This is a genomic window from Streptomyces sp. NPDC014995 (assembly GCF_043080745.1).
GTDB lineage: Bacteria > Actinomycetota > Actinomycetes > Streptomycetales > Streptomycetaceae > Streptomyces.
In genome coordinates this window covers 104,499-130,681 of sequence record NZ_JBIBVX010000008.1, presented here as the reverse complement: position 1 = coordinate 130,681, position 26,183 = coordinate 104,499, and the positions used below count along the sequence as shown (strand labels likewise).

Sequence of the window (26,183 nt, the reverse complement as noted above, 5' to 3'; positions counted from 1 at the left end):
GTCCCGTGCAGCCGCACGGTTCGCCCCGAGGAAGGTCATGGTCATGTCGCATCCGCACGTGTCGCCCATGGACCGGCCGGACCACCCCCAGCGGGTGTTCGTCAGCCGTCGTCGTCTCCTCGAAGGATCGGCCGCCGTTCTGGGCGCGCTCGCTCTCTCCACCCCGTCCACCAGCCACCGGGCCGCCGCGGCGGACGCGACCGACGTCACCCCGGAGTGGAACGGCCGCATCGACGTCTTCCGGCTCGGCACCGAACCGCCGCACACCACCCTCATGCCGTACGGCGACCTCGCCCAGGCCCTGGCCGCCGACCGTACCCGCTCCCCGTACCGGCTCAGCCTCGACGGGACCTGGAGATTCGCCTACGCCGAGCGTCCCGACGACCGGGACGTCGACTTCCACCGCACCGACCTCGACGACTCCTCCTGGGAGACGATCCCCGTCCCGTCCGTCTGGCAGCTGCACGGCCACGACTTCCCGATCTACGTCAACATCACCTACCCCTACTGGGGCCCCAACGGCCTCGGCGAGGAGCCGCAACCGCCCGCCGCCCCCACCCGCTACAACCCGGTCGGCCAGTACCGGCGCACCTTCACCGTGCCCAAGGGCTGGGCCGGCCGGCGCACCTTCCTGCACTTCGAGGGCGTCAAGTCCGCGCACTACGTCTGGATCAACGGCGAGCTGGTCGGCTACCACGAGGACTCCTTCACCCCCGCCGAGTACGACATCACCGAGCACCTCAAGCCCGGCACCAACCAGATCGCCGTCGAGGTCTACCGCTACTCCGACGGCGACTGGCTGGAGGACCAGGACATGATCCGGCTGAGCGGCATCTTCCGCTCGGTCTACCTGTACTCCACGCCCGCCGTGCACCTGCGCGACTTCAAGCTGGACACCCCGCTGGGCGACGACTACACCACCGCGCAGCTGTCGGTCACGGCGAGCGTGCGGGACTACGGGAACGGGGGAGACCGGCGGGACGGGGGCACGGGGGCGGCGACGGGATCCGGTGGACTGCATACAGTCGACGCGCGGTACACGGTCGACACCCTCCTGTACGACGCCGACGGCCACCCCGTCTGGCCCCGCCCCCTCCAGCAGACCGTCCACCTCACCCCCGGCGGCGAAACGACCGTACAGGCGGCGAAGGCCGTCCCCGCCCCCCGCCTCTGGTCGGCCGAGCACCCCTACCTCTACACCGCCGTGCTGCGGCTGCGCGACCCCGCCGGCAAGGTCATCGAGACCCTCTCCCACCGGATCGGCCTGCGCGAGTTCGCCCTCAAGGACGGGCTGATGCGCATCAACGGCAGGCCCGTGTCCCTCCGCGGCACCAACCGGCACGAGATGCACCCGGCCCGCGGCACCGCCCTCACCCGCGCGGACCTCGTCCAGGACATCAAGATCATCAAGCGGATGAACATGAACTCCGTCCGCACCTCCCACTACCCCAACAACCCGCAGTGGTACGAACTCGCCGACGAGTACGGCCTCTACCTCGTCGACGAGACCAACCTCGAGACCCACGGCATCCGCTCCCAGTACCCAGGCGACCACCCCGAGTGGACCACCGCCTGCGTCGCCCGCGCCCAGAACATGGTCCACCGCGACAAGAACCACGCCTCGGTCGTCATCTGGTCCCTCGGCAACGAGGCCGGCGCCGGCAGCACCTTCTCCGCCATGCACGACTGGATCCGCTCCTACGACCCCACCCGCGTCATCCAGTACGAGGGCGACGACCGCCCCGGCGTCAGCGACATCCGCTCGCAGATGTACGAGACGCCGGCCCGCGTCGAACAGCGTGCCAAGGACACCGCGGACACCCGGCCGTACGTCATGATCGAGTACTCCCACGCGATGGGGAACTCCAACGGCAACTTCAAGAAGTACTGGGACCTCGTCCGCCGTTACGACGTCCTCCAGGGCGGCTGGATCTGGGACTTCGCCGACCAGTCCCTGAACTGGCCCACCCCCGCCCGCACCCTGCTCACCGAGACCGGACCCGGCCGGCTGCGCGGCGCACTGCTGGCCTCCAGCGGCACCTTCGACCGCGCCGCGGGCGTTTCCGGCGCCACCGTCTTCCCCCGCGACCCGCGCCTGGACCTCACCGGCTCCCTCACCCTGGAAGCCTGGGTCACCCCGCGCGTCACCGGCTTCCACCAGCCGATCATCGCCAAGGGCGACACCCAGTACGCCCTGAAGCAGACCAACCGGACCGTGGAGTTCTTCATCCACGGCGGCGGCCAGTGGGTCACCGCGTCCTGGGCCGTGCCCGACGACTGGACCGGCCGTGAGCACCACATCGCGGGCGTCTTCGACGCCGACGCCGGCACGCTCACCCTCCACGTCGACGGCGAGGTCCGGGCCACCCGCACCACCACCCGCCGCCCCGCCAACAACACCGCGCCCCTCGCGCTCGGCAACGACACCGACAACCACACCCGCGAGTTCAGCGGCACCATCCGCCGGGCCCGCGTCTACGCCCGGGCCCTCACCGCGGCCGAACTCGCCGACGGCCGGCGCGGCCCCGGCGACGACGGCGTGCGGTTCTGGTTCGACGCGGCGACGGTCGCCGTGGAGGAGAAGCGGCCCCGCGAGAAGACGTTCCCGGCCTACGGCGGCGACTGGGGCGACATCCCCAACGACGGAGCCTTCGTCGCGGACGGCATCATCACCGCCGACCGCGGCCACACCGGCAAGGCCGCCGAGGTCAAACGGGTCTACCAGGCGATCAACGCCGCACCGGTGCCGGGGCGCGCGGCGGGCACGGTCACGTTGACCAACGAGCACCTCTTCACCAACCTCCGCGAATACAACGGTCACTGGACCCTCGTGGCCGACGGCAAACCGGTCCGCCGCGGACAGCTGACGCGCAGTCAGCTCGATCTGGCTCCGCTGTCCGCGAAGGACATCACCGTCCCCGTGAAACTTCCGGCCGCCCCGGCGCCCGGCACCGAGTACTTCCTCGAACTGTCCTTCACCCTCAAGGAGTCCACCCCCTGGGCCGGGGCCGGCTTCGAAGTGGCCCGGCAGCAGATCCCCCTCGACGCGGGCAGTCCGGCCGTGACCCCCGTCCCCCTGGCGAGGGTGCCCGCCCTCACCCACGAGGACGGCGACACGGACGTCACCGTCACCGGCGAGGACTTCTCCGTCACCGTCGACAAGCGCACCGGCGTCATCACCTCCTACGAGGCCGCCGGCACCCGCCTGATCACCTCCGGGCCCGCACCCAACTTCTGGCGGGCGCCCACCGACAACGACCGCGGCAACGGCCAGCACACCCGCAACCAGACCTGGCGCGACGCCGGCGCCCAGCGCACCGTGACCGGCGTGAGCGTGCGCGCCCTGCGCGACCGGGCCGTCGAGATCAAGGTCACCGGCACACTCCCCACGACCGTGCAGTCGACGTACACCACCACCTACACCGTGTTCGGCAACGCCGAGATCAAGGTCGACCACACCCTCCACCCGGGCGCCGCGAGCCTGCCGTACATCCCGGAGGTCGGCAGCCTGCTCTTCCTGCCCGCACGGCTGGAACACCTGCACTACTACGGGCGCGGCCCCGAGGAGAACCACTGGGACCGCAACAACGGCACCGACGTCGGCCTGTACTCGGGAACCGTCTCCGGGCAGTGGACCCCGTACATCCGCCCCCAGGAGAACGGCAACAGGACCGACGTCCGCTGGGTCGCCCTCACCGGCCGGGACGGCGTCGGCCTGCTCGCCACCGGCGAACCCCTGCTGGAGGTCAACGCCTCCCACTTCACGCCCGAGGACCTGTCGGCCGGCGCCCGCCACGACTACCAGCTCACCCCGCGCCGCGAGGTCGTCCTGCGCCTGAACCACCGCCAGATGGGCGTCGGCGGCGACAACAGCTGGGGCGCGCACACCCACGACGAGTACAAGCTGTTCGCCGACCGCGACTACGCCTACACCTACCGGCTGCGGCCCCTCACCGACGTCGGACGGGCCACGGCCGCCTCACGCCGGCCGACGGCGGGGGAGTAGACAGGGACGGGGGCCCGCCGGCCACTCGGCGGGCCCCGTTCCCGGCGCGGTGGAACAATCCTCACCGAACCGGCACTGAAGAAGACGAGAGAACCACCAGCAGCGCACCAGCCGAAGGAAGAGGAACGTTCCATGGTCGAGCAGGACGAGCGATTCGACGTCGTCGTACTCGGCGCGGGCCCCGGCGGTTACGTCGCCGCCGTACGCGCCGCCCAACTGGGCAAACGCGTCGCCGTCGTCGAGGAGAAGTACTGGGGCGGCGTCTGCCTCAACGTGGGCTGCATCCCCACCAAGGCCCTCCTGCGCAACGCCGAACTCGCGCACATCGTCACCCGCGAGGCGAAGACCTTCGGCATCAAGGTCGACGGACAGATCTCCTTCGACTACGGCGAGGCGTTCCGCCGCAGCCGCAAGGTCGCGGACGGCCGCGTCAAGGGCGTCCACTACCTGATGAAGAAGAACAAGATCACCGAATACGACGGCCGCGGCACCTTCCTGGACCCGCACACCCTCCAGGTGACCGACTACGAGGGCAACACCCGCACCATCGGCTTCGACCACTGCGTCATCGCGACCGGCGCCACCCCCAAACTGCTGCCCGGCACCCGCCGCACCTCCCGCGTCGTCACCTACGAGGAGCAGATCCTCGCCGAGGACCTCCCGCAGTCGCTCGTCATCGCGGGCGCCGGCGCCATCGGCATCGAGTTCGCCTACGTCCTGCACAACTACGGCGTGAAGGTCACCATCGTCGAGTTCCTGGACCGCGTCGCCCCCCTGGAGGACGCCGAGGTCTCCGCCGAACTCGCCCGCCAGTACCGCAAGCTCGGCATCGACGTCCTCACCTCCACCCGCGTCGAGTCCATCGACGAGTCCGGCCCGCAGGTCCGCGTCACCGTCACCGCCAAGGACGGCGGCCGGCAGGTCCTGGAGGCCGACAAGGTCCTCCAGGCCATCGGCTTCGCCCCGAACGTCACCGGCTACGGCCTGGAGAACACCGGCGTCACGGTCACCGAGCGCGGCGCCATCGACGTCGACGGCCGCTGCCGGACCTCCGTCCCGCACATCTACGCCATCGGCGACGTCACCGCGAAACTCATGCTCGCGCACGCCGCCGAGGCGATGGGCGTGATCGCCGCCGAGACCATCGCCGACGCGGAGACCATGGAACTGGACTACGCGATGATCCCGCGCGCCACCTTCTGCCAGCCCCAGATCGCCAGCTTCGGCTACACCGAGGCCCAGGCCCGCGAACTCGGCCACGACGTGAAGGTCGCGAAGTTCCCGTTCACCGCGAACGGCAAGTCGCACGGCCTCGGCGACACCACCGGCTTCGTCAAGCTGATCAGCGACGCGAAGCACGGCGAGCTGATCGGCGGCCACCTCATCGGCCCCGACGTCACCGAACTGCTGCCCGAGCTGACCCTGGCCCAGCAGTGGGACCTCACCGTCCACGAGGTCGCCCGCAACGTCCACGCCCACCCGACGCTGAGCGAGGCCGTCAAGGAGGCCGTCCACGGCCTCGCCGGCCACATGATCAACATGTGAGACCCGTGGCGGGGCCGCTCACCCGAACGGCCCCGCCACGCTCGCCCCCGCCGGACACCCGGGATGTCCTGCAACGGAGCCCCACAGAAGGGACCCCGTCCATGACCTCCCCCTCCAACCCCTCCGCCGGCAGCCCGCAGGGCGAGATCGGCACCGCCTGGTCCACCCCGCCCGGCGGCCCCCGCAGACCCTCCCCCCGCGACTCCCGGGTCACCGGCGGCGTCGCCTTCGCCGGCGTGCTGATGCTGTGCGGCGGCGTCCTCGCCGTCCTCCAGGGCATCGCCGCCCTCGCCGGGGACGACGTCTACGCCCGCGTCGGCTCGTACGTCTACGAACTCAGCCTCACCGGCTGGGGCTGCGTCCACCTCGTCCTCGGCCTCCTCGCCGCCGTCACCGGCGCGGGCCTGCTCAAGGACGCCGCCTGGGCCCGCCTCACCGGCATCCTCCTCGCCTCGCTCAGCCTGGTCGCCCAGTTCCTGTTCCTGCCCTACCAACCGCTCTGGTCGGTCGTGGTGATGGCGATCGACGTGTTCGTGATCTGGGCCCTGGCGTCGCGCCAGGAGGGCCTGGGCTGAGCGCCTTCCGCTTCTGTGCGGGACTCCCGGACCGGCCCGCGCCAACGCCTTTATGTAACCGTTCCTGTTCACCCCGTTGACACTCCGCACACCCCCCTCTTAGCTTCACGCCAACATTCCGACCATGTGACGGTATTTCGAACGGTGAAAGGCGGTGCCCTGCGCATCACCGGTATCAGCACCCACGTGGCCCGGACGCCGTGGCGCAGCCTGACCTGCGGACAGGTGCGCACCGGCCATCGGCGGCTGCGCGCGGACCTACGAGGTCGCCGAGCTGATCCGCTGCGGCACACCGCTCTGCCGGAAGCTCGGTCTGTCCAGGGCACCCGGGACCTACCCGCGCGGCACCCCTCCGCGGGACCCGCTCCCGGACACCGCCCGAAAGCGGGTACGGCGCGTCCGACTCGCTCCCGGCCTGCTCGCCGCCCGTCCGGCCCGCTCCACCGCTTCCCCACCGGCATCCGACATGCCGTCACCCCTCACCGACGAGAAGTACGAGGAACGAACACCATGCGCAACCGAAGAGCCGCGCTCGCCACCATCGCCGGAGCCGTTTCCCTGGCCCTCACCTTGTCCGCCTGCGGCCAGGACAGCGGGGGCAGCTCCGAGAGCGGCGGCACCATCGGTATCGCCCTTCCGACCCAGGCCTCCGAGCGCTGGGTCACCGAGGGCAAGAGTGTCGTCCAGGACCTGAAGGCCAAGGGGTACCAGGCGAAGCTGGTCTACGGCGAGGACAAGCCGGCCACCCAGGTCTCACAGATCGACAACCTGATCAAGCAGGGCGTCGACGCACTGATCATCGCGGCCATCGACAACAAGTCGCTGAACGACGTGCTCCAGCAGGCCGCCGACGCGGGCATCCCGGTGATCTCCTACGACCGGCTCATCCTCGGCACCAAGAACGTCGACTACTACGTCTCCTTCGACAACGAGCAGGTCGGCCGGCTCCAGGCCCGCTACATCATCGACAAGCTCGGCCTGGAGGACGGCAAGGGCCCGTTCAACATCGAACTGTTCGCCGGGTCCCCCGACGACAACAACACCAAGTACTTCTTCGACGGTGCGCTGACCCTCCTGCAGCCGTACCTGGACAGCAAGCAGCTGATCGTCCGGTCCGGCCAGACCGAGCTCAGCGAGGTCACCACCCTGCGCTGGGACGGGCCCACCGCACAGAAGCGCATGAGCGCGATCCTCGCCGAGTCGTACGGGAGCAAGACGGTCGACGCGGTCCTGTCGCCGTACGACGGCATCTCCCTCGGCATCCTGTCCGCGCTGAAGGCGGACGGCTACGGCTCCGGCAGCAAGCCCCTCCCGGTCATCACCGGCCAGGACGCCGAGCTGGCCTCCGTGAAGTCGATCATCGCGGGTGAGCAGTCGCAGACCATCTACAAGGACGTCCGCCAGCTCGCCGAGGTCGCCGCGGACATGGCCGACAACATACTCAACGACAAGACGCCGAGGCTGAACAGCAGAAGGGCCTACAACAACGGCGTCAAGCCCGTGCCCGCCTACTTGTTGCAGCCGACGAGCGTCGACAAGAGCAACTACGACCTGGTGCTGGTCGCGAGCGGCTACTACACCGCCGCCGAACTCAAGTAGCCGCACCACACGCGGACGTCGGCCCGTGGGTACGCCACGGTTCTCGTCAGCGGCTGAACCGCGCCGTCCGGCTTCAACCGCCCGGGAACCACGCCCGCGTCGGGCAGGGCCAGCAGGCCCGCGGGCCGTCCGCACACCTGCCACCGCTCTCCGGCCTCGCCGTCGCCCGTACGGCACCGCCCGCCCGCCTGACGGCCGAGGCCGGACCTGGAGAAGGACCGACGGTGGTCGGGGCGGCGCCCGCGGGGCCCGGGAGACCGGTGGCCCTGGCCGGCCCCACGGCAGCGCTGACCTACGGCCGCGCTGAGACCGTGGGCCGCCCCGCGACCACCACCGCCAGCACCGGCCCGCACACCAGCAGCACCGCCAGCACCCCGTACCCGTACGTCAACGAGGCCGCCACCGCTACCCCCGCCACGATCAACGGGCCACCCGCGTCCCCCAGTTCACGCCCCAGCTCGGCCGCGCCCATCGTCTGCCCCAACCGCTCCCGCGGGGTCGACGCGGCGAGGGCCGCGAACCCGAGCGGAGTGATCAGCCCCGTACCGACACCGATCAGGGCCGCGGCGAGCAGCACGCCCACCACCCCCGGCAGCATCGCGCACGCCAACCCGGCCGCCGCGACGACCGTCCCGCAGACCAGCCCGGCCCGCGTGGAGAGCCGCCCCGCGTCCAACGCCCGCCCCGCACGCGGCTGTACGACCGCCGCGCAGGCGGCCAGCACCGACACCGCGGCCCCCGTCGCCACCGGCCCCAGGCCCGCCTGCGCACCGGACACCGGCAGGAACCCCACGCCGACCGACAGCGCCGCGGTCGCCCCCGCGAGCGCCGCCGTCGGCACCAGGAACACCGGATCGGCCAGCCGCCGCGCCAGGTCCACGACCGTCTGCCGGGCCCGCGGCAACGGCGGTACGACGGGCACGGCGACCGCCGCCCAGACCGCGACGCCCGCACCCAGCACCGCCAGCACCCCGAACAGCAGCCGCAGCCCACCCGCCCACACCAGCACCCCGCCCAGCAACGGACCCAGGGTGTAGCCGACGGACTTGTGGAAGCCGTAACTCCCGAACGCCCGCCCGTGCCTGGCCGCCGGACTGAGCCGCGCCACCAGCGCCGACGCCGCCGGGGAGAACGCCGAGGCCGCCGCGCCCTGCCCCAGCCGGGCCGCCCACAGCCAGCCGGTGCTGCCGACGGCGACGTACAGCGCGGAGGCGACCGCGAACGCGATCAGACCGCCGAGCAGGACGGGGCGCGCCCCGACGCGGTCGGCGAGCGTCCCGAACACCGGCTTCAGCAGCACCTCGGCGCCGTCGTAGAGCGCGAGCAGCCCGCCGAGGACCAGCAGGGAGGTGACGGCGTCGTCGGCGTCACCACCGAGGTTCGCGGCGATGCCGTGCGCGCCGAACGCGGTGGTGAAACCGGCCGCGTACAGCGGCCACAGCTGCCGGCGCGGAGCACTGGGCTCCTCACTCCTCGGCGGCGTCACTGATGCCCAGCCGCAGATGCTCCACGTGGTAGACGGCCTGGTCGAGGAGTTCGGCGACGTGGTGGTCGTGCAGCGCGTAGACGACCGACCGGCCGCGCCGCTCGCCGACCACCAGCCCCAGGTTGCGCAGCAGCCGCAACTGGTGCGAACAGGCCGACTGCTCCATACCCACCTCGGCGGCCAACTCCGTCGCCGGCAGCGGCCCTTCGCGCAGCCGCGCGAGGATCAGCAGCCGGGACGGGGTGGACAGGGCCTGGAGGGTGGTGGCCACCTTGGCCACGTTGCCCGCGTCCAGGCGTACCCGCTCGGTGGCTGTTGTGGTGACGGCTCCATGACCCATGCGGGTCATCTTACCCACCGCACATGAACGGATGAATGAGTCTTCATGTGTTCCTGTATGGTGGCCGCGTGTCGACCACTCTCGCTTCCCACACGACCGCCGCACCCGCCCCGACGGCCCCCCGCCGCCGCACCCGCATCCTGGCCCTGCCCGAGGCCCGCTGGGCCCTGGCCGCCACCGTCGCCTTCCTGCTGGGCCTGGGACTGGATCTCGGCGGCGCACCGTCGTGGACGTACGGAATCCTGTATGCAGTCGCCTACGTCACCGGCGGCTGGGAACCCGCCCTCGAAGGACTGCGGGCACTGCGCGAGAAGACCCTCGACGTCGACCTGCTGATGATCGTGGCCGCACTCGGCGCCGCCGCGATCGGCCAGGTCCTCGACGGCGCGCTCCTCATCGTCATCTTCGCCACCTCCGGCGCCCTGGAAGCCCTGGCCACCGCCCGCACCGCCGACTCCGTGCGCGGCCTGCTCGACCTCGCCCCCGACACCGCCACCCGCCTCACCGACGACGGCGAGGAGACCGTCCCCGCCACCGAACTGGCCGTCGGCGACCTGCTGTTGATCCGCCCCGGCGAACGCATCGGCGCCGACGGCCGCGTCGTCGACGGCGTCAGCGAGGCCGACCAGGCCACCATCACCGGCGAACCCCTGCCCGTCGTCAAACGCCCCGGCGACGAGGTCTTCGCCGGCACCCTCAACGGCACCGGCGCCCTGCGCGTCCGCGTCGAACGCGACCCCGCCGACTCGGTCATCGCCCGCATCGTCACCCTCGTCGAAGAGGCCTCCCGCACCAAGGCGCCCACCCAGCTGTTCATCGAGAAGATCGAACAGCGCTACGCCGTCGCCATCGTGGCCGCCACCCTCGCCGTCTTCGCCGTACCGCTCGCCTTCGGCGCCGATCTCACCGACGCCCTGCTGCGCGCCATGACCTTCATGATCGTCGCCTCCCCGTGCGCGGTCGTCCTGGCCACCATGCCGCCCCTGCTGTCCGCCATCGCCACCGCCGGCCGCCACGGCGTGCTGGTCAAGTCGGCGGTCGCCATGGAACGCCTCGGCGAGATCGACACCGTGGCCCTCGACAAGACCGGCACCCTCACCGAGGGCACCCCGGAGGTCACGGACGTCACCCCCCTGCCCGGCTCCGGCCTCGACGAGAACGCCCTCCTCGCCCTGGCCGCGGCAGCCGAACACCCCAGCGAGCACCCACTGGCCCGCGCGATCGTCAGGGCGGCGCGGGAGCGCGAGCTGCGGATCGCCCCGGCCGAGGACTTCACGGCGACCCCGGGACGCGGGGTCACCGCTGTGGTCGGGGGGCGTGTGGTGAGTGTCGGGCGCGTGGAGGACGCGGCCGACCGTATGCGCGGGGTCGACGGTGTACAGGATTCCGCCTACCGCGAGCGCGCGGTCGACGGTGTACGGAATTCCGCCGACGTTGAGCGCGGCGTCGACGGTATGCGGGATTCCGCCTACCGTGAGCACCTGGTCGACGGTGTACAGGATGCCGCCGACCGTCGCCCCGGCGCCGACGGTATGCAGGATCCCGCATCCACCCCCCACCCCGGCACCACCATCCTCATCACCCGCGACAGCACCCCCGTGGGCACCCTCACCCTCACCGACCGCCTCCGCCCCGCCGCCCCCAAGGCCACAGCCGCCCTGACCGCTCTCACCGGCACCACCGCCGTCCTCCTCACCGGCGACAACGGGCGGGCCGCCGCCCGCGTCGCCGACGCCACCGGCATCACGGACGTCCGCGCGGACCTGCTCCCGCAGGGCAAGGTGGACGCCGTTCGCGAGCTTCAACACGCCGGACGCAAGGTGCTGTTCGTGGGTGACGGCGTCAATGACGCCCCGGCGCTCGCCGCCGCCCACTCCGGTCTGGCGATGGGCAGGGCGGGCTCGGACCTGGCCCTGGAGACGGCGGACGCCGTCGTGGTCCGCGACGACCTGACCACGATCCCCGCGGTCGTACGACTCTCGCGGACCGCCCGCCGGCTGGTGCTGCAGAACCTGGTGATCGCGGGGACGTTCATCACCGTGCTCGTCCTGTGGGACCTCATCGGGCACCTGCCCCTCCCGCTCGGCGTGGCCGGGCACGAAGGGTCGACCGTGCTGGTCGGGCTCAACGGGCTGCGACTGCTGCGGGAGCGGGCCTGGAAGGGGTGATCCGCGGCGGTGCTGGACAAGCGAGGTTGATGTCGGATTCTCGCCAGCGCCCCGCGGGGCGCTGGTCGATGCTGGACGCATGCAGAACGGGATGTACGCCGACCGGGAGCGCTGTCTGCGTGCCGTGCAGTCCAAGGACGCGCGGTTCGACGGCTGGTTCTTCACGGCGGTTCTGACCACCGGCATCTACTGCCGGCCCAGCTGTCCGGTCGTGGCGCCCAAGCCGGACAACATGATCTTCCAGCCGAGCGCCGCCGCCTGCCAGCAGGCCGGTTTCCGGGCCTGCAAGCGGTGCCGGCCCGACACCAGTCCGGGCTCCCCGGAGTGGAACCAGCGCGCCGACCTCGTCGCCCGCGCCATGCGGCTCATCGCCGACGGTGTCGTCGACCGCGAGGGGGTGCCCGGCCTCGCCGCCCGCCTCGGCTACAGCACCCGCCAGGTCGAGCGCCAACTCCTCGCCGAACTCGGCGCGGGCCCTCTGGCACTGGCCCGCGCCCAGCGTGCCCAGACCGCCCGCCTTCTCATCGAGACCAGCGAACTGCCCATGGCGGACGTGGCGTTCGCCGCCGGCTTCGCCTCCGTCCGCACCTTCAACGACACCGTGCGCGAGGTCTTCGCGCTCTCCCCGAGCGAACTGCGCGCCCGCGTCCCGAAGAGGAACGGCGCCCCTCCGGCGACGAACACCGGCACGGCGGCCACCCCGGCCGGCCCGGCCTGGCCGGGCACCCTCCACCTCCGGCTGCCGTTCCGGGCCCCGCTCAACCCGGACAACCTCTTCGGCCACCTCGCCGCGACCGGCGTGCCCGGTGTGGAGGAGTGGCGGGACGGTGCCTTCCGGCGCACGCTGCGACTGCCGTACGGGCACGGCATCGTGGCGCTCACCCCGCGCCCCGACCACATCGGCTGCCGCCTCACCCTCAGTGACCTGCGGGATCTCACCGTCGCCATCAGCCGCTGCCGGCGCATGCTCGACCTGGACGCCGACCCGGTCGCCATCGACGACCAACTGCGCACGGACCCGCGGCTCGCGCCGCTGGTGGACAAGGCCCCGGGCCGTCGTGTCCCGCGCACGGTGGACGAGGCCGAGTTCGCCGTCCGAGCGGTCCTCGGCCAGCAGGTCTCCACGGCGGCCGCCCGCACCCACGCGGCCCGCCTGGTCACCGCGTACGGCGACCCGGTCGACGACCCGGAAGGCGGCCTCACCCACCTCTTCCCCACCCCCGAGGCCCTCGCCGCGCTCGACCCCGGGTCCCTGGCGATGCCCCGCACCCGCCGCACCACCTTCACCACCCTCGTCACCCAGCTCGCCGACGGCACACTGCACCTGGGCGTGGAGAGCGACTGGGCGCAAGCACGGGCCCGTCTGCTCGCCCTCCCCGGCTTCGGCCCGTGGACGGTCGACGTCATCGCGATGCGCGCCCTCGGCGACCCCGACGCCTTCCTCCCCACCGACCTCGGAATCCGGCGCGCCGCCCAGGAGTTGGGCCTGCCGTCCACCCCGGCGGCGCTCACCGCCCGCGCGGCGGCCTGGCGCCCCTGGCGGGCGTACGCGGTCCAGTACCTGTGGGCGACCGACAGCCACCCGATCAACTTCCTGCCCGTGTGAGGAACCCCATGACGATCACCACGAAGAACACCACGAAGCGGCACACCGTCATCGACAGCCCCTACGGCCCGCTCACCCTCGTCGCCGACGAAGGCGTCCTGTGCGGCCTCTACATGACCGACCAGCGCCACCGCCCACCGGAGGAGACCTTCGGCCCCCGGGACGACGCCCTCTTCGCCGCACCCGAGGAACAGCTGGAGGCCTACTTCGCGGGCGAGTTGAAGGACTTCACCGTCGAACTCCGCCTGCACGGCACCCCGTTCCAGCGCACCGTCTGGGCCGAGCTGCGCCAGATCCCCTACGGCGACACCCGCACCTACGGCGAACTCGCCGAAGCCCTCGGCAACCCGACCGCCTCCCGCGCGGTGGGCCTCGCCAACGGCAGGAACCCCGTCGGCATCATCGTCCCCTGCCACCGCGTCGTCGGCGCCAACGGCAGCCTCACCGGTTACGGCGGCGGCCTGCACCGCAAGCAGCGCCTGCTGGACTTCGAGAGCGGCGCGTCCCTGTTCCAGCCCTGAGTTCCCACGGCGCCGGGCAGCTCGCCGCGCCGCGTCCGCGACGGCCGGCGCGGCGTCGGCGACAGCCGGCTCAGCCGCCCACGCCGTCGCTGCTCAGCCGGCGCAGCAGCTCGGGCAGAGCGGTGCCGATGGGCCGCCGGATGACGTCGTCGGCACGGTCGTCGTACGGCGTCGGCTCGGCGTTGACGATGATCAGGCGGGCGCCGTGGTCGGCGGCGACGCCGGCGAGTCCCGCCGCCGGCTGGACGTGCAGGCTGGTCCCGACCGCGATGAAGACCTGGCAGGCCTTGGTGATGGCGACGGCCTCGCCGAGGACGACCGGGTCGAGGCGCTCGCCGAACATCACGGTCGCGGACTTCAGGATGCCGCCGCACTCCAGGCACGGCGGGTCGTCCTCACCGGCCTCGACCCGGGCGAGGGCGTCCTCCATCGGGCCGCGCGCATGGCACTTCGTGCACACGAACTTCCGTGCGGTGCCGTGCAGCTCGAGCACCTTGCGGGCGGGCAGTCCCGCGAGCTGGTGGAGCCCGTCCACGTTCTGTGTGATCACCCGTACCGGCACCCCGGACCGCTCCAGGTCGACGACGGCCCGGTGCGCCGCGTTCGGTTCCGCCTGCAGGGTGCGGTTCTTGCGCCGCATCTGCCAGGACCGCCGCCGGATCTCCGGATCACCCATGTAGTACTCGTACGTCACGAGCTTCTCCGCCTCGGGATCCCGCCGCCACAGCCCGTTCGGCCCGCGGTAGTCGGGGATGCCGGAGTCGGTGGAGATGCCGGCGCCGCTGAGGACGGCGACGAGAGGCTTGGTCATGTCACCGAGGGTAGGACGCGTGATCGGGGACCGGCGAACGGATATCGCCCGCCCACGGACCAGTGCTACCGTCCGGCCATGGCCAAGGTCACTGTCTCCCTCGACGCCGAGCTCGCGGTCGAGGTCATGGTGCTCACCGGTGTGGGCAGCCCTCAGGACGCCGTCGAACTCGTCGTCCGCGACTACATCGAGCGCGGTCACCGCACCGAGGCCCGGATCGCCGCGCGCGACGAGGCGTTGCGCGTGGTGGACGCCAAGCCGCGGGACGTGGAGGGCTGACGTCCCGGAGCCGACGGGCGTCCCGTGCCCCGAGGCTTCAGGCGATCCGTCGGCCGTTCTCCAGCTCGGCCGTACCCGAGCCCTCCGCCAGCGCGTCCATCGCGGCCAGCACCCGGTGGCCCAGCGAGCCGAGCAGGTGGTCGGTGATCTCCTCGCGCGCGACCAGCCGCCAGGACAGCAGCTCCTCCTCCTGCAGCCGGATCGCCTTGAGGTCCTCCTCGGCGAGGACCCCGCCGTCGTAGACGTACGCCACCAGCGGCGGCCGGTTCGTGCCGTGCACCCAGTCCACCGCGAGCATCCGGCCCAGCTCGCGGTCGAGGCCGATCTCCTCGAGCGTCTCGCGGCGGGCGGCCTGGCGCGGGGTCTCACCGTCGTCGGACTCGATCGTGCCGCCGGGGAGCGCCCACCCGTCACGGTAGTTGGGCTCGACCAGCAGCACCCGTCCCTCGGCGTCGCGGAACAGCGCGGCGGCGCCGGCCAGGACGCGGGGAAGGGAGGCGATGTACGCGGCGAAGTCAGTCTCAGCAGTGGTCACCCCGGAAGGGTAACCAGGTACCGCACCCCCTCACCCGGCTCACCGCACGGCGCGAAGAAGCGGGAGAGCGGGCCCGTCACGGCGCGTCCGCCCCCACCAGCCGCAGTGTCCGCTCCGCCAGGTCACTGATCCGCACCCCGTCGAAACCGAACACCGCGCTGCGCACGGTGTCCTCCAGGGGCTCCGTCCACTGGCCGGGGATCGCCGCCGCGCCGGACAGGACGCCGGCGACCGAACCGGCCGTCGCGCCGTTGGAGTCGGTGTCCAGGCCGCCCCGGACGGTGAGGGCGATGGTGCGGGTGAAGTCGCCGTCGCCGTACAGGAGCCCGGCGGTGAGGACGGCGGCGTTCGGGACCGTGTGGATCCAGCCCAGGCCCGCCGTCTCGTCCGCCACCGTCGTCAGTGTGTCCTCCCAGCCCATGCGGGCGTCGTGGAGGGAGACGACCCGGCGTACGGTGCGGGCGAGGCGGCTGCTCGCCGGGATCACGGTCAGCGCCTCGTCGACGGCGTGCCGTACGGTCGGCGCGGTGAACGCGGCCGAGATCAGCGCCGCCGCCCACATCGCGCCGTACACGCCGTTGCCGGTGTGCGACAGCACCGCGTCCCGGCGGGCCAGCGAGGCGGCCCGGCGCGGGTCGCCGGGACAGGTCCAGCCGTAGATGTCGGCGCGGATCAGCGCGCCGATCCACTCCTGGTAGGGGTTCTCGTACGTCGCCGTCAGCGGCGGTTTCAGTCCGTTGGCGAGGTTGCGGTACGCCACCCGCTCCGCCGTGAACGTCTGGAGGTACGGCAGCCGCAGCAGCCACAGGTCGCCGACCTGCTCGGTGCTGAAGCCGAAGCCGTGGGTCTCGAGCAGGTCCAGGCCGAGGATGGCGTAGTCGACGTCGTCGTCGCGGCAGCTGCCGTGGATGCGGCCGCGCACGCACTGGCGCCACTCGGGGCGCAGTGGCGGGTCGTCGTGCCCGGCGGCGGGTTCGGGCAGGTAGTCGGTGAGCGGCAGGGCGGAGGCCTGCCGCAGGTAGCGGTCGATGCGTTCGCGCGTCCACAGGTCGCCCTGCTCGACCGGTTTGCCGAGCATGTTGCCGGCGATCCGGCCCAGCCAGCCCCCGTGGACGCGGTCGGCGAGCTCGGGATCGGTGCCCACAGGGGTCATGGCTCCGGTTTACCCGATTCCGGGGACGACCGCGCCGGTGCCTCGCCGCTGTCTCGCGGCTTCGTCGCTGTTCGAGGGCCGGGCAGGGCATGGCGGCGGGGCCGTCCGCCGGTTAAGGTCGCTGCGGCGCGACTGGCCCTGACGTGCGTGGGGGCCCGGAGAGCAAGGGGATGGCAAGGTGGCGGACGCTGCAGCGCAGGGCACCCGACGAGTGCTCGTGGCCGCGGACAAGTTCAAGGGCTCGCTGACGGCCGTGCAGGTCGCCGAGCGGGTGACGGCGGGGCTGCGCCGGATCGTGCCGGACGTCGGGGTCGAGGCCCTGCCCGTCGCCGACGGCGGCGACGGCACGGTCGACGCGGCGGTCGCGGCCGGGTTCGAACGCCGGGAGGTACGGGTCGCCGGGCCCCTCGGTCACGAGATCACCGCCGCGTTCGCGCTGCGCGGCGACACCGCGGTCGTGGAGATGGCCGAGGCGAGCGGCCTGCAGCGCCTCCCAGCCGGCGTGTTCGCACCGCTCACGGCCTCGACGTACGGCTCCGGGGAACTGCTGCGGGCCGCGCTGGACGCGGGCGTGCGCACGATCGTGTTCGGGGTCGGCGGCAGCGCCACCACGGACGGCGGCGCCGGCATGCTGTCCGCGCTGGGCGCCCGGTTCCTGGACGAGGACGGCGAGCCGGTCGCGCCGGGCGGCGGCGGTCTCGCTCGGCTGGCGCGCGCGGACCTGTCGGGGCTGGACCCGCGGCTGGCGTCGGTGGAACTCGTGCTCGCGAGCGATGTGGACAACCCGCTGACCGGTCCGAAGGGCGCGCCGGCGGTGTACGGGCCGCAGAAGGGTGCCTCCCCGGACGACGTGGAGACGCTGGACGCGGCGCTCGCGCACTACGCCAAGGTGCTGGAGGCGGAGGTCGGGCCGAAGGCCGCGGAGTACGCCGTCTCGCCGGGCGCGGGTGCCGCGGGCGGCATCGGGTACGGCGCCCTGCTGGTCGGCGCCCGCTTCCGCGCCGGCATCGAGGTCATGCTCGACGTGCTGGGCTTCGCGCCCGCCCTGGAGCGGGCGGAGCTGGTGATCACCGGCGAGGGGTCGCTCGACGAGCAGACGCTGCACGGCAAGGCGCCCGCGGGGGTCGCCGCGGCCGCTCGCGCGGCCGGTAAGGAGGTCGTCGCGGTGTGCGGGCGGCTCGCGCTGCCGCCGGAGGCGCTGGGGCGCGCCGGGATCCGGCGGGCCTACCCCCTGACGGACGTCGAGCCCGACGTCGCGACGTGCATCGCGGAGGCCGGGCCGATCCTGGAGCGGGTCGCGGAGCGCATCGGCCGGGACTTCCTGAACTGAGGCGGGGGTTTCCTCGCCCCCGCCGCCCCTACCCGCCCCGTCCCAGGGGGCTGCGCCCCTGCACCCCTGCCGGGCCCGCCGGGCTGTACCCCCGCCGGGCTGTACCCCCGCCGGGCTGTACCCCCGCGGGGCTGCACCCCCGCCGGGCTGCCGCCCCGCACCCCGCTTCGGCCCTGAACGGGCCTCGTCCTCAAACGCCGGACGGGCTGGTTTGCCGAGCCTTGCTCAGAAGGTGCCGCACGAGCCACGCAAGGCCCGCCTCCCGGCCGACGAGTACATGCGACCCCACGCGAAAGGGCCCCGGACCAGGAAAACCCGGTCCGGGGCCCCACCCAGCGGAGCGCTACGGCAGTTGCGCCGCCCGCGCCTCCCGCCGGTTGTCGCGGAAGTTGTTCACCCGGCGGGCCGTGGCGAACAGGGGGATGACCGCTCCCATGACCAGTTGCAGCGCGCAGCCGGTCTGGAGGAGCAGCTGGCCGCTCGGGGCGTCGAAGGCCCAGGCGGCGAGGAGACCCATCGACAGGACGATCCACGACAGCATCGCGCCGGCGAGGCGGCCCCGCGGCTTCGGGTACTCCACCCGGCTGACCATCAGCCAGGCCGTGCCCAGGATCGCCAGCAGCGTCGCCACGAAGGGCAGCTCCAGCAGCACGATCGAGACGACCGTCAGCGCACCGAACGGCGAGGGCATGCCCTGGAAGGTGCCGTCCTTCACCGTCACGCACGAGAAGCGCGCGAGTCTCAGCACCACCGCCAGCAGGACGACGATCGCGCCGACCGCCGCCACCCGCTGGTGGGCGTCGTCGGCGACCATGCCGTAGACCAGGACGAAGTACGCCGGGGCGAGGCCGAAGCTGATCAGGTCGGAGAGGTTGTCCAGCTCCGCGCCCATGGGGGAGGAGCGCAGCTTCCTCGCGACCAGGCCGTCGAAGAGGTCGAAGACCGCCGCGCACAGCATCAGGATGACCGCCGTGGCCGCGCTGTGGCGGGCCATGCCGGACTCCTGGCTGCCGGTGAGGTGCGGGATCAGGATGCCGGTGGTGGTGAAGTACACCGCCATGAAGCCGCACGTGGCGTTGCCGAGGGTGAGGGTGTCCGCTATCGACAGGCGGAGGGAGAGGGGCATCTCCTCCTCTTCGTCCACCTCGTCGGCCTCGGGCACCCAGCCCGTCTGGGTCTCCGGGTCAATCACGGTCAATGCGAGTCACCCCTGCCACGGTCTTCTGCCCGACCTCGACCGCGACCTCCACACCCTCGGGCAGATAGATGTCGACGCGCGAGCCGAAGCGGATCAGACCGATCCGGTCGCCCTGCTCGACCTTCGTGCCCTCCGGGATGTAGGGGACGATACGGCGGGCGACGGCGCCGGCGATCTGGATCATCTCGATGTCGCCGAGCTCGGTGTCGAAGTGCCAGACGACGCGCTCGTTGTTCTCGCTCTCCTTGTTGAACGCCGGTACGAACCCGCCGGGGATGTGCTCGACCGACGTCACGGTGCCGGAGAGCGGCGCGCGGTTGACGTGGACGTTGAGGGGGCTCATGAAGATCGCGACGCGGGTGCGCCCGTCCTTCCACGGCATGATGCTCTGCACCACTCCGTCGGCGGGCGAGATGACCCGGCCCTGGGCGATCTCGCGCTCGGGGTCGCGGAAGAACCACAGCATGCCCGCCGCGAGAGCGGTGGCGGGAACGGCGACGGCCTTGGCGACACCCGAGCGGCGGGCGCGGACCAGGCTGACGGCTGCGGTGGCGACGGTCGGCAGGAGCCACGGCGATGCTCCGCGCGCGAGGCGTACGCCGACCAGGCGGTCGCGAGGTGCAGAGGTTTGGCTGTGGGGCATGGATGACCTTCGTAGCGGATGATGCCGCGCTTCGACGGGGGGACGGCGGCTTTCCGCGATGGTAGCGGTTCGGGGCCACAACTGGGTAAGTCAGGAAGCCGAGTCGGCGGATGAACAGGGTTGACGGGGTGTGATCTTCTTCTCGAAGAAAACACCCCCAACCTGGACATCTAGCCCTGGAACCGATACTCCTCGAGCAGCCTGCGCCCGATGATCATTTTCTGGATCTCGGCGGTACCTTCACCGATCAGCAGCATCGGGGCCTCACGGTAGAGGCGCTCGATCTCGTACTCCTTGGAGAAGCCGTAGCCGCCGTGGATCCGGAAGGCGTCCTCCACGACCTCTTTGCAGTACTCGGAGGCGAGGTACTTCGCCATCCCCGCCTCAAGGTCGTTTCGTTCCCCGGAGTCCTTTTTGCGTGCCGCGTTCACCATCATGGCATGAGCGGCCTCGACCTTGGTAGCCATCTCCGCCAGCTTGAACTGGATCGCCTGGTGCTGCGCGATCGGCTTGCCGAACGTGTGACGCTGCTGGGCGTAGCTGACCCCCAGTTCGAACGCGCGCTGCGCGACGCCGCAGCCACGCGCCGCGACGTTGACGCGGCCGACCTCCACGCCGTCCATCATTTGGTAAAAACCTCGGCCCGTCACCCCTCCGAGCACGCGGTTCTCCGGAATCCGCAGGCCGTCCATGATCAGCTCGGTGGTGTCGACACCCTTGTAGCCCATCTTGTCGATCTTGCCCGGGATGGTCAGGCCGGGGCGGACCTCGCCGAAGCCGGGCTCCTTCTCGACCAGGAAGGTCGTCATCGACTTGTGCGGCGCGGTGCCCTCGGGGTGTCCTTCGTCACTCCGGACGAGGACGGCCACCAGGGAGGACGTTCCGCCGTTCGTCAGCCACATCTTCTGGCCGTTGAGGACGTACTCGTCGCCGTCCCGGACCGCCTTCGACGTGATGGCGGACACGTCGGAGCCCAGGCCCGGCTCCGACATCGAGAAGGCGCCGCGGATGTCGCCGGCCGCCATTCTCGGCAGGAAGTGATCCTTCTGCTCCTGCGTGCCGTGCTGCTTGAGCATGTACGCCACAATGAAGTGCGTGTTGATGATGCCGGAGACGGACATCCAGCCGCGGGCGATCTCCTCCACGCACAGCGCGTACGTCAGGAGCGACTCGCCCAGACCCCCGTACTCCTCGGGGATCATCAGGCCGAACAGGCCCAGCTCCTTCAGACCGTCGACGATCTGCTGGGGGTACTCGTCGCGGTGCTCCAGCCCGGTGGCGACCGGGATGATCTCCTTGTCCACGAAGTCGCGGACGGTGGAGAGGATCTCCTGCTGGACGTCGGTCAGACCGGCGGTCTGGGCGAGACGGGCCATCGTTACTTCTCCTGCGACTTCGGCTCCGGGCGGCCGGGCTGCTCGCCGCCGCGCTCCTTGATGTACGTCTCGGTCGGCACCATCACCTTGCGGCGGAACACGCACACGAGCGTGCCGTCCTGCTTGTAGCCCCTGGTCTCCACGTGCACGATGCCGCGGTCGTTCTTCGACTTCGACGGCCACTTGTCGAGCACGGTCGTCTCGCCGTAGATCGTGTCGCCGTGGAAGGTCGGCGCCACGTGCCGGAGGGACTCGATCTCCAGGTTGGCGATCGCCTTGCCGGAGACGTCAGGGACGGACATGCCGAGCAGGAGGGAGTAGACGTAGTTCCCGACGACGACGTTCTTGCCGAAGTCCGTCGTCCGCTCCGCGTAGTGCGCGTCCATGTGGAGCGGGTGGTGGTTCATGGTGAGGAGACAGAAGAGGTGGTCGTCGTACTCCGTGACCGTCTTCCCGGGCCAGTGCTTGTAGACGGCCCCGACCTCGAACTCCTCGTAGGTGCGCCCGAACTGCATCGCGCTCACGCCTCCGGAATCTCGAACGTGCTGGTGCGCCGCATGCCGGCGGCGCGTCCCTTGCCGGCGATGACCAGGGCCATCTTGCGGCTGGCCTCGTCGATCATCTCGTCGCCGAGCATCGCGGAGCCCTTCTTGCCGCCCGCCTCGGACGTGTAGTAGTCGTACGCGTCCAGGATCAGCTCGGCGTGGTCGTAGTCCTCCTGGGAGGGCGAGAAGATCTCGTTGGAGGCCTCCACCTGGCCCGGGTGCAGCACCCACTTGCCGTCGAAGCCGAGCGCCGCGGCGCGCTGCGCGACCGCGCGGTAGCCGTCCACGTTGCGGATCTGCAGGTAGGGGCCGTCGATCGCCTGGAGGTCGTTGGCGCGGGCGGCCATCAGGATCTTCATCAGGATGTAGTGGTAGGCGTCCGCCGGGTAGCCGGGCGGCTGCTCGCCCACGACCAGCGACTTCATGTTGATGGAGGCCATGAAGTCGGCCGGGCCGAAGATGATCGTCTCGAGGCGCGGGGAGGCCTGCGCGATCTCGTTGACGTTGTTGAGGCCCTGCGCGTTCTCGATCTGCGCCTCGATGCCGATCCGGCCGACCTCGAAGCCCATGGTCTTCTCGATCTGCGTCAGCAGGAGGTCCAGTGCCACGACCTGCTGGGCGTTCTGCACCTTCGGCAGCATGATGCAGTCCAGGTTCGGGCCCGCGCCCTCGACGACCGTGACGACATCGCGGTACGTCCACTCGGTCGTCCAGTCGTTGACGCGCACGACCCGGGTCTTGCCCGTCCAGTCGCCCTCGTTGAGGAACTTGACGATGGTGTGCCGCGCCTCGGGCTTGGCGAGCGGCGCGCACGCGTCCTCCAGGTCCAGGAAGACCTGGTCCGCCGGGAGGCCCTGCGCCTTCTCCAGGAAGCGGGGGTTCGACCCCGGAACGGCCAGGCAGGAACGCCGGGGGCGCAGGCGGTTGACGGTCGTCATGCGGAGACCTCCAGGGGGTCGAGCTTGTTCGCTTTCCGGATCTCGTCGACGATGCGGCCGATGATTCCGGTGATGTCGAAGTCCTTCGGGGTGAAGACGGCGGCCACTCCGGCGGCCCTGAGCTGCTCGGCGTCACCATTCGGGATGATGCCACCGGCGATCACCGGTATATCTGTGGCACCGGCCACACGCAGCCGCTCCAGCACGTCCGGCACCAGCTGGGCGTGCGAGCCGGAGAGGATGGACAGGCCGACCGCGTGCACGTCCTCGGCCAGGGCCGCGTCCACGATCTGCTCGGGGGTGAGCCGGATGCCCTGGTAGACCACCTCGAAGCCGGCGTCGCGCGCCCGCACGGCGATCTGCTCGGCGCCGTTGGAGTGCCCGTCCAGGCCGGGCTTGCCGACCAGGAAGCGCAGCTTGCCGACGCCGAGGTCCCGGGCGGTGACGTCCACCTTGCGGCGGACCTCGGAGAGCGCCGAGCCCTCCTCGGCCGGGATCGCCACCGGCGCCGACGAGACACCGGTCGGTGCCCGGAACTCGCCGAACACCTCACGCAGCGCCCCGGCCCACTCGCCGGTCGTGACGCCGGCGCGGGCGCACTCCAGGGTGGCCTCCATGAGGTTGCCGGTGCCCTTGGCGGCCTCCTTCAGCCTCTCCAGCGCCTTGCAGGGGCGCGGGTGGTTGAAGGGCGGCTGGTAGCGGGTGTCGCGCCAGTGCCGGAGGGAGGCGATGACGCGGGCCTCGACGGCCGGGTCGACCGTCTGGATCGCGGTGTCGAGGTCGGCGGTCAGCGGATTGGGCTCGGTCGTCTCGAAGATGTTGACGCCGACGATCTTCTCCTCGCCGGACTCGATACGGGCCCGGCGCTCGGCGTGCGAGGCGACCAGCTGCGACTTGAGGTAGCCGGACTCGACGGCGGCCATCGCGCCGCCCATCTCCTGGATCCGCTCGATCTCCGCGAGGGACTCCTCGACCAGCTCGCCCACCTTCGCCTCGATCACCTTCGAGCCCTCGAAGATGTCGTCGTACTCCAGCAGGTCGCTCTCGTGGGCGAGGACCTGCTGGATGCGCAGCGACCACTGCTGGTCCCAGGGGCGGGGCAGGCCGAGGGCCTCGTTCCAGGCGGGCAGCTGCACGGCACGCGCGCGTGCGTCCTTGGAGAGGGTGACGGCCAGCATCTCCAGGACGATCCGCTGGACGTTGTTCTCCGGCTGCGCCTCGGTCAGACCGAGCGAGTTGACCTGGACGCCGTAGCGGAAGCGGCGGTGCTTGGGGTCCTCGATGCCGTACCGCTCACGGGTGACCTTGTCCCAGATGCGGCCGAAGGCGCGCATCTTGCACATCTCCTCGACGAAGCGGACGCCCGCGTTCACGAAGAAGGAGATACGGCCGACGACGTCACCCATGCGTTCCTGCGGCACCTGGCCGCTGTCGCGCACGGCGTCGAGGACGGCGATCGCGGTGGACATCGCGTACGCGATCTCCTGGACCGGCGTGGCCCCGGCCTCCTGCAGGTGGTAGCTGCAGATGTTGATCGGGTTCCACTTCGGCATGTGGGAGACCGTGTACGCGATCATGTCCGTCGTCAGGCGGAGCGACGGCCCCGGCGGGAACACGTGGGTGCCCCGGGACAGGTACTCCTTGACGATGTCGTTCTGGGTCGTGCCCTGGAGCTTGGTGATGTCCGCGCCCTGCTCCTCCGCGACGACCTGGTAGAGCGCCAGCAGCCACATGGCGGTGGCGTTGATCGTCATCGAGGTGTTCATCTGCTCCAGGGGGATGTCCTGGAACAGCCGGCGCATGTCACCGAGGTGCGCGACCGGCACGCCGACCCGGCCGACCTCGCCGCGGGCGAGGACGTGGTCGGAGTCGTAGCCGGTCTGGGTCGGCAGGTCGAACGCGACCGACAGACCCGTCTGGCCCTTGGCGAGGTTGCGCCGGTACAGCTCGTTGGACGCCTCGGCCGTGGAGTGACCGGCGTAGGTCCGCATCAGCCACGGCCGGTCCTTCTGACGCTCAGTCATCTATGACCTCAGATGTTCCGGAAGCGGTTGATGGCGTCGATGTGCCGCGCGCGCTTCTCCTCGTCGCGCACGCCCAGGCCCTCCTCGGGCGCCATGCACAGCACGCCGACCTTGCCCTGGTGGAGGTTGCGGTGCACGTCGTAGGCGGCCTGGCCGGTGTCCTCCAGGGAGTAGACCTTCGACAGGGTCGGGTGGATCTTCCCCTTGGCGATGAGGCGGTTGGCCTCCCAGGCCTCGCGGTAGTTCGCGAAGTGCGAGCCGATGATCCGCTTCAGCGACATCCACAGGTAGCGGTTGTCGTACTCGTGCATGTAGCCCGAGGTCGAGGCGCAGGTGGTGATCGTGCCGCCCTTGCGGGTGACGTAGACGCTCGCGCCGAAGGTCTCGCGGCCGGGGTGCTCGAAGACGATGTCGATGTCCTCGCCGCCGGTGAGCTCGCGGATGCGCTTGCCGAAGCGCTTCCACTCCTTCGGGTCCTGGGTCTGCTCGTCCTTCCAGAACTTGTAGCCCTCGGCGTTGCGGTCGATGATCGCCTCGGCGCCCATCGAGCGGCAGATCTCCGCCTTCTGCGGCGAGGACACGACGCAGATCGGGTTGGCGCCGCCGGCCAGCGCGAACTGCGTGGCGTAGGAGCCGAGTCCGCCGCTCGCGCCCCAGATGAGCACGTTGTCGCCCTGCTTCATGCCGGCGCCGTTGCGGGAGACCAACTGCCGGTAGGCGGTGGAGTTGACCAGGCCCGGGGCGGCGGCCTCCTCCCAGCTGAGGTGGTCGGGCTTCGGCATCAGCTGGTTGGACTTCACCAGCGCGACCTCGGCGAGGCCGCCGAAGTTGGTCTCGAAGCCCCAGATGCGCTGCTCGGGGTCGAGCATCGTGTCGTTGTGGCCGTCGGACGACTCCAGTTCGACGGACAGGCAGTGCGCGACGACCTCGTCGCCCGGCTTCCAGGCGTTGACGCCGGGGCCGGTGCGCAGGACGACGCCCGCGAGGTCGGAGCCGATGATGTGGTAGGGCAGGTCGTGCCGCTTGGTGAGCTCGCTGAGCCTGCCGTAGCGCTCCAGGAACCCGAAGGTCGACAGCGGCTCGAAGATCGAGGTCCACACGGAGTTGTAGTTGACGGAGGAGGCCATGACGGCCACCAGGGCCTCGCCGGGGCCGAGTTCCGGCAGCGGAACCTCGTCCAGGTGGATCGACTTGCGGGGGTCCTTGTCGCGGGTCGCGAGGCCCGCGAACATCTCCGTCTCGTCCTTGTGCACGGTGATCGCGCGGTACGACTCGGGGAGCGGGAGGGCGGCGAAGTCCTCCGACGTGGAGTCGGGCGACTGGATCGCGGCCAGGATGTCCTTCATGGTCACGGTGTTGCCTCCGGCGGTGAGCGCCCTGAGGGAGGGGCGCTGAGGGTTACGTCGGTGCTGCTGAGGGGTTTTGGGAAGGTGCCGTCGGTTCGGCGGGTGGTGCTGTTCGGCAGCGCTTTGTGGCGCGGGAGGTTGCCTGTGACGCAGGCGTCC

Annotated in this window: 21 protein-coding genes; 9 read left to right on the top strand and 12 right to left on the bottom strand. The window is 71.2% G+C overall.

The genetic code is table 11. The annotated features are described in order from the left end of the window. The first annotated feature begins 43 nt into the window (after positions 1–43). From ACF1A1_RS18060 to chvE, 4 genes are all read left to right on the top strand, one after another. Positions 44–4,006, top strand: coding sequence for a glycoside hydrolase family 2 TIM barrel-domain containing protein (locus ACF1A1_RS18060; protein ID WP_392000879.1), 3,963 nt, complete (start codon positions 44–46; stop codon positions 4,004–4,006). Between the two features lie 132 nt (positions 4,007–4,138). Continuing rightward, a complete protein-coding gene (lpdA, locus tag ACF1A1_RS18055) occupies positions 4,139–5,551 on the top strand; it encodes a dihydrolipoyl dehydrogenase (RefSeq protein WP_392000878.1) in 1,413 nt (470 codons plus the stop codon). Between the two features lie 101 nt (positions 5,552–5,652). Beyond that, positions 5,653–6,126: a hypothetical protein gene (locus ACF1A1_RS18050; RefSeq protein WP_392000877.1), complete on the top strand. Its 474-nt coding sequence runs from the start codon at positions 5,653–5,655 to the stop codon at positions 6,124–6,126. Between the two features lie 510 nt (positions 6,127–6,636). After that, entirely contained in the window at positions 6,637–7,725 is a 1,089-nt protein-coding gene (gene chvE, locus ACF1A1_RS18045; protein ID WP_392000876.1) for a multiple monosaccharide ABC transporter substrate-binding protein, read from the top strand. Positions 7,726–8,017: 292 nt separating this feature from the next. Here the strand turns inward: chvE and ACF1A1_RS18040 are convergent, their stop codons facing one another. Together ACF1A1_RS18040 and ACF1A1_RS18035 are read right to left on the bottom strand one after the other, a co-directional pair. Then, positions 8,018–9,166 (bottom strand): MFS transporter, encoded by a 1,149-nt coding sequence (locus ACF1A1_RS18040; RefSeq protein ID WP_392001139.1) that lies wholly within the window; start codon positions 9,164–9,166, stop codon positions 8,018–8,020. A gap of 25 nt (positions 9,167–9,191) precedes the next feature. Continuing rightward, positions 9,192–9,551: an ArsR/SmtB family transcription factor gene (locus tag ACF1A1_RS18035; RefSeq protein WP_392000874.1), complete on the bottom strand. Its 360-nt coding sequence runs from the start codon at positions 9,549–9,551 to the stop codon at positions 9,192–9,194. A 35-nt stretch (positions 9,552–9,586) separates the two neighbouring features. Here ACF1A1_RS18035 and ACF1A1_RS18030 point away from each other — a divergent pair, with 35 nt between their 5' ends. The 3 genes from ACF1A1_RS18030 (at position 9,587) to ACF1A1_RS18020 (ending at position 13,846) form a co-directional block, all read left to right on the top strand. Next, positions 9,587–11,719 (top strand): heavy metal translocating P-type ATPase, encoded by a 2,133-nt coding sequence (locus tag ACF1A1_RS18030; RefSeq protein WP_392000873.1) that lies wholly within the window; start codon positions 9,587–9,589, stop codon positions 11,717–11,719. 79 nt (positions 11,720–11,798) lie between these two features. Continuing rightward, the gene (locus tag ACF1A1_RS18025) at positions 11,799–13,325 is read left to right on the top strand and encodes an AlkA N-terminal domain-containing protein (protein WP_392000872.1); all 1,527 of its coding nucleotides are present in this window, start codon (positions 11,799–11,801) and stop codon (positions 13,323–13,325) included. A gap of 8 nt (positions 13,326–13,333) precedes the next feature. After that, positions 13,334–13,846, top strand: a complete 513-nt coding sequence (locus ACF1A1_RS18020; RefSeq protein WP_392000870.1) for a methylated-DNA--[protein]-cysteine S-methyltransferase — start codon at positions 13,334–13,336, stop codon at positions 13,844–13,846. A 70-nt stretch (positions 13,847–13,916) separates the two neighbouring features. Here the strand turns inward: ACF1A1_RS18020 and ACF1A1_RS18015 are convergent, their stop codons facing one another. After that, positions 13,917–14,657 carry an NAD-dependent deacetylase gene (locus ACF1A1_RS18015; protein ID WP_392000868.1) on the bottom strand — a complete coding sequence of 247 codons (741 nt, stop codon included), beginning with the start codon at positions 14,655–14,657 and terminating at the stop codon, positions 13,917–13,919. Between the two features lie 78 nt (positions 14,658–14,735). Between ACF1A1_RS18015 and ACF1A1_RS18010 the strand changes: the two genes are divergently transcribed. Further along, entirely contained in the window at positions 14,736–14,936 is a 201-nt protein-coding gene (locus ACF1A1_RS18010) for a type II toxin-antitoxin system VapB family antitoxin (RefSeq protein ID WP_392000867.1), read from the top strand. A gap of 37 nt (positions 14,937–14,973) precedes the next feature. Here the strand turns inward: ACF1A1_RS18010 and ACF1A1_RS18005 are convergent, their stop codons facing one another. Beyond that, on the bottom strand, positions 14,974–15,471 hold the full coding sequence (locus tag ACF1A1_RS18005; protein ID WP_392000865.1) for an NUDIX domain-containing protein: 498 nt from the start codon (positions 15,469–15,471) through the stop codon (positions 14,974–14,976). Between the two features lie 76 nt (positions 15,472–15,547). Further along, positions 15,548–16,624: an ADP-ribosylglycohydrolase family protein gene (locus ACF1A1_RS18000; protein WP_392000864.1), complete on the bottom strand. Its 1,077-nt coding sequence runs from the start codon at positions 16,622–16,624 to the stop codon at positions 15,548–15,550. 211 nt (positions 16,625–16,835) lie between these two features. On the opposite strand from ACF1A1_RS18000, the gene ACF1A1_RS17995 reads away from it, so the two are divergent. Then, on the top strand, positions 16,836–17,954 hold the full coding sequence (locus tag ACF1A1_RS17995; protein ID WP_392001137.1) for a glycerate kinase: 1,119 nt from the start codon (positions 16,836–16,838) through the stop codon (positions 17,952–17,954). 343 nt (positions 17,955–18,297) lie between these two features. Here ACF1A1_RS17995 and pssA read toward each other — a convergent pair whose 3' ends face one another. The 7 genes from pssA to ccrA form a co-directional block, all read right to left on the bottom strand. Then, a complete protein-coding gene (pssA, locus tag ACF1A1_RS17990) occupies positions 18,298–19,116 on the bottom strand; it encodes a CDP-diacylglycerol--serine O-phosphatidyltransferase (protein WP_392001135.1) in 819 nt (272 codons plus the stop codon). A 22-nt stretch (positions 19,117–19,138) separates the two neighbouring features. Further along, positions 19,139–19,795: a phosphatidylserine decarboxylase gene (locus ACF1A1_RS17985; protein WP_392000862.1), complete on the bottom strand. Its 657-nt coding sequence runs from the start codon at positions 19,793–19,795 to the stop codon at positions 19,139–19,141. Positions 19,796–19,965: 170 nt separating this feature from the next. Continuing rightward, positions 19,966–21,171 (bottom strand): acyl-CoA dehydrogenase family protein, encoded by a 1,206-nt coding sequence (locus ACF1A1_RS17980; RefSeq protein WP_392000861.1) that lies wholly within the window; start codon positions 21,169–21,171, stop codon positions 19,966–19,968. Positions 21,172–21,173: 2 nt separating this feature from the next. Next, a complete protein-coding gene (locus tag ACF1A1_RS17975; protein ID WP_392001133.1) occupies positions 21,174–21,686 on the bottom strand; it encodes a MaoC family dehydratase in 513 nt (170 codons plus the stop codon). Positions 21,687–21,691: 5 nt separating this feature from the next. Next, the gene (locus ACF1A1_RS17970; RefSeq protein WP_392000860.1) at positions 21,692–22,654 is read right to left on the bottom strand and encodes an HpcH/HpaI aldolase/citrate lyase family protein; all 963 of its coding nucleotides are present in this window, start codon (positions 22,652–22,654) and stop codon (positions 21,692–21,694) included. After that, a complete protein-coding gene (locus ACF1A1_RS17965) occupies positions 22,651–24,678 on the bottom strand; it encodes a protein meaA (RefSeq protein ID WP_392000858.1) in 2,028 nt (675 codons plus the stop codon). The genes ACF1A1_RS17970 and ACF1A1_RS17965 overlap by 4 nt, the downstream gene beginning before the upstream one ends. A gap of 8 nt (positions 24,679–24,686) precedes the next feature. Further along, entirely contained in the window at positions 24,687–26,024 is a 1,338-nt protein-coding gene (ccrA, locus tag ACF1A1_RS17960; protein WP_392001131.1) for a crotonyl-CoA carboxylase/reductase, read from the bottom strand. Positions 26,025–26,183: the final 159 nt, after the last annotated feature.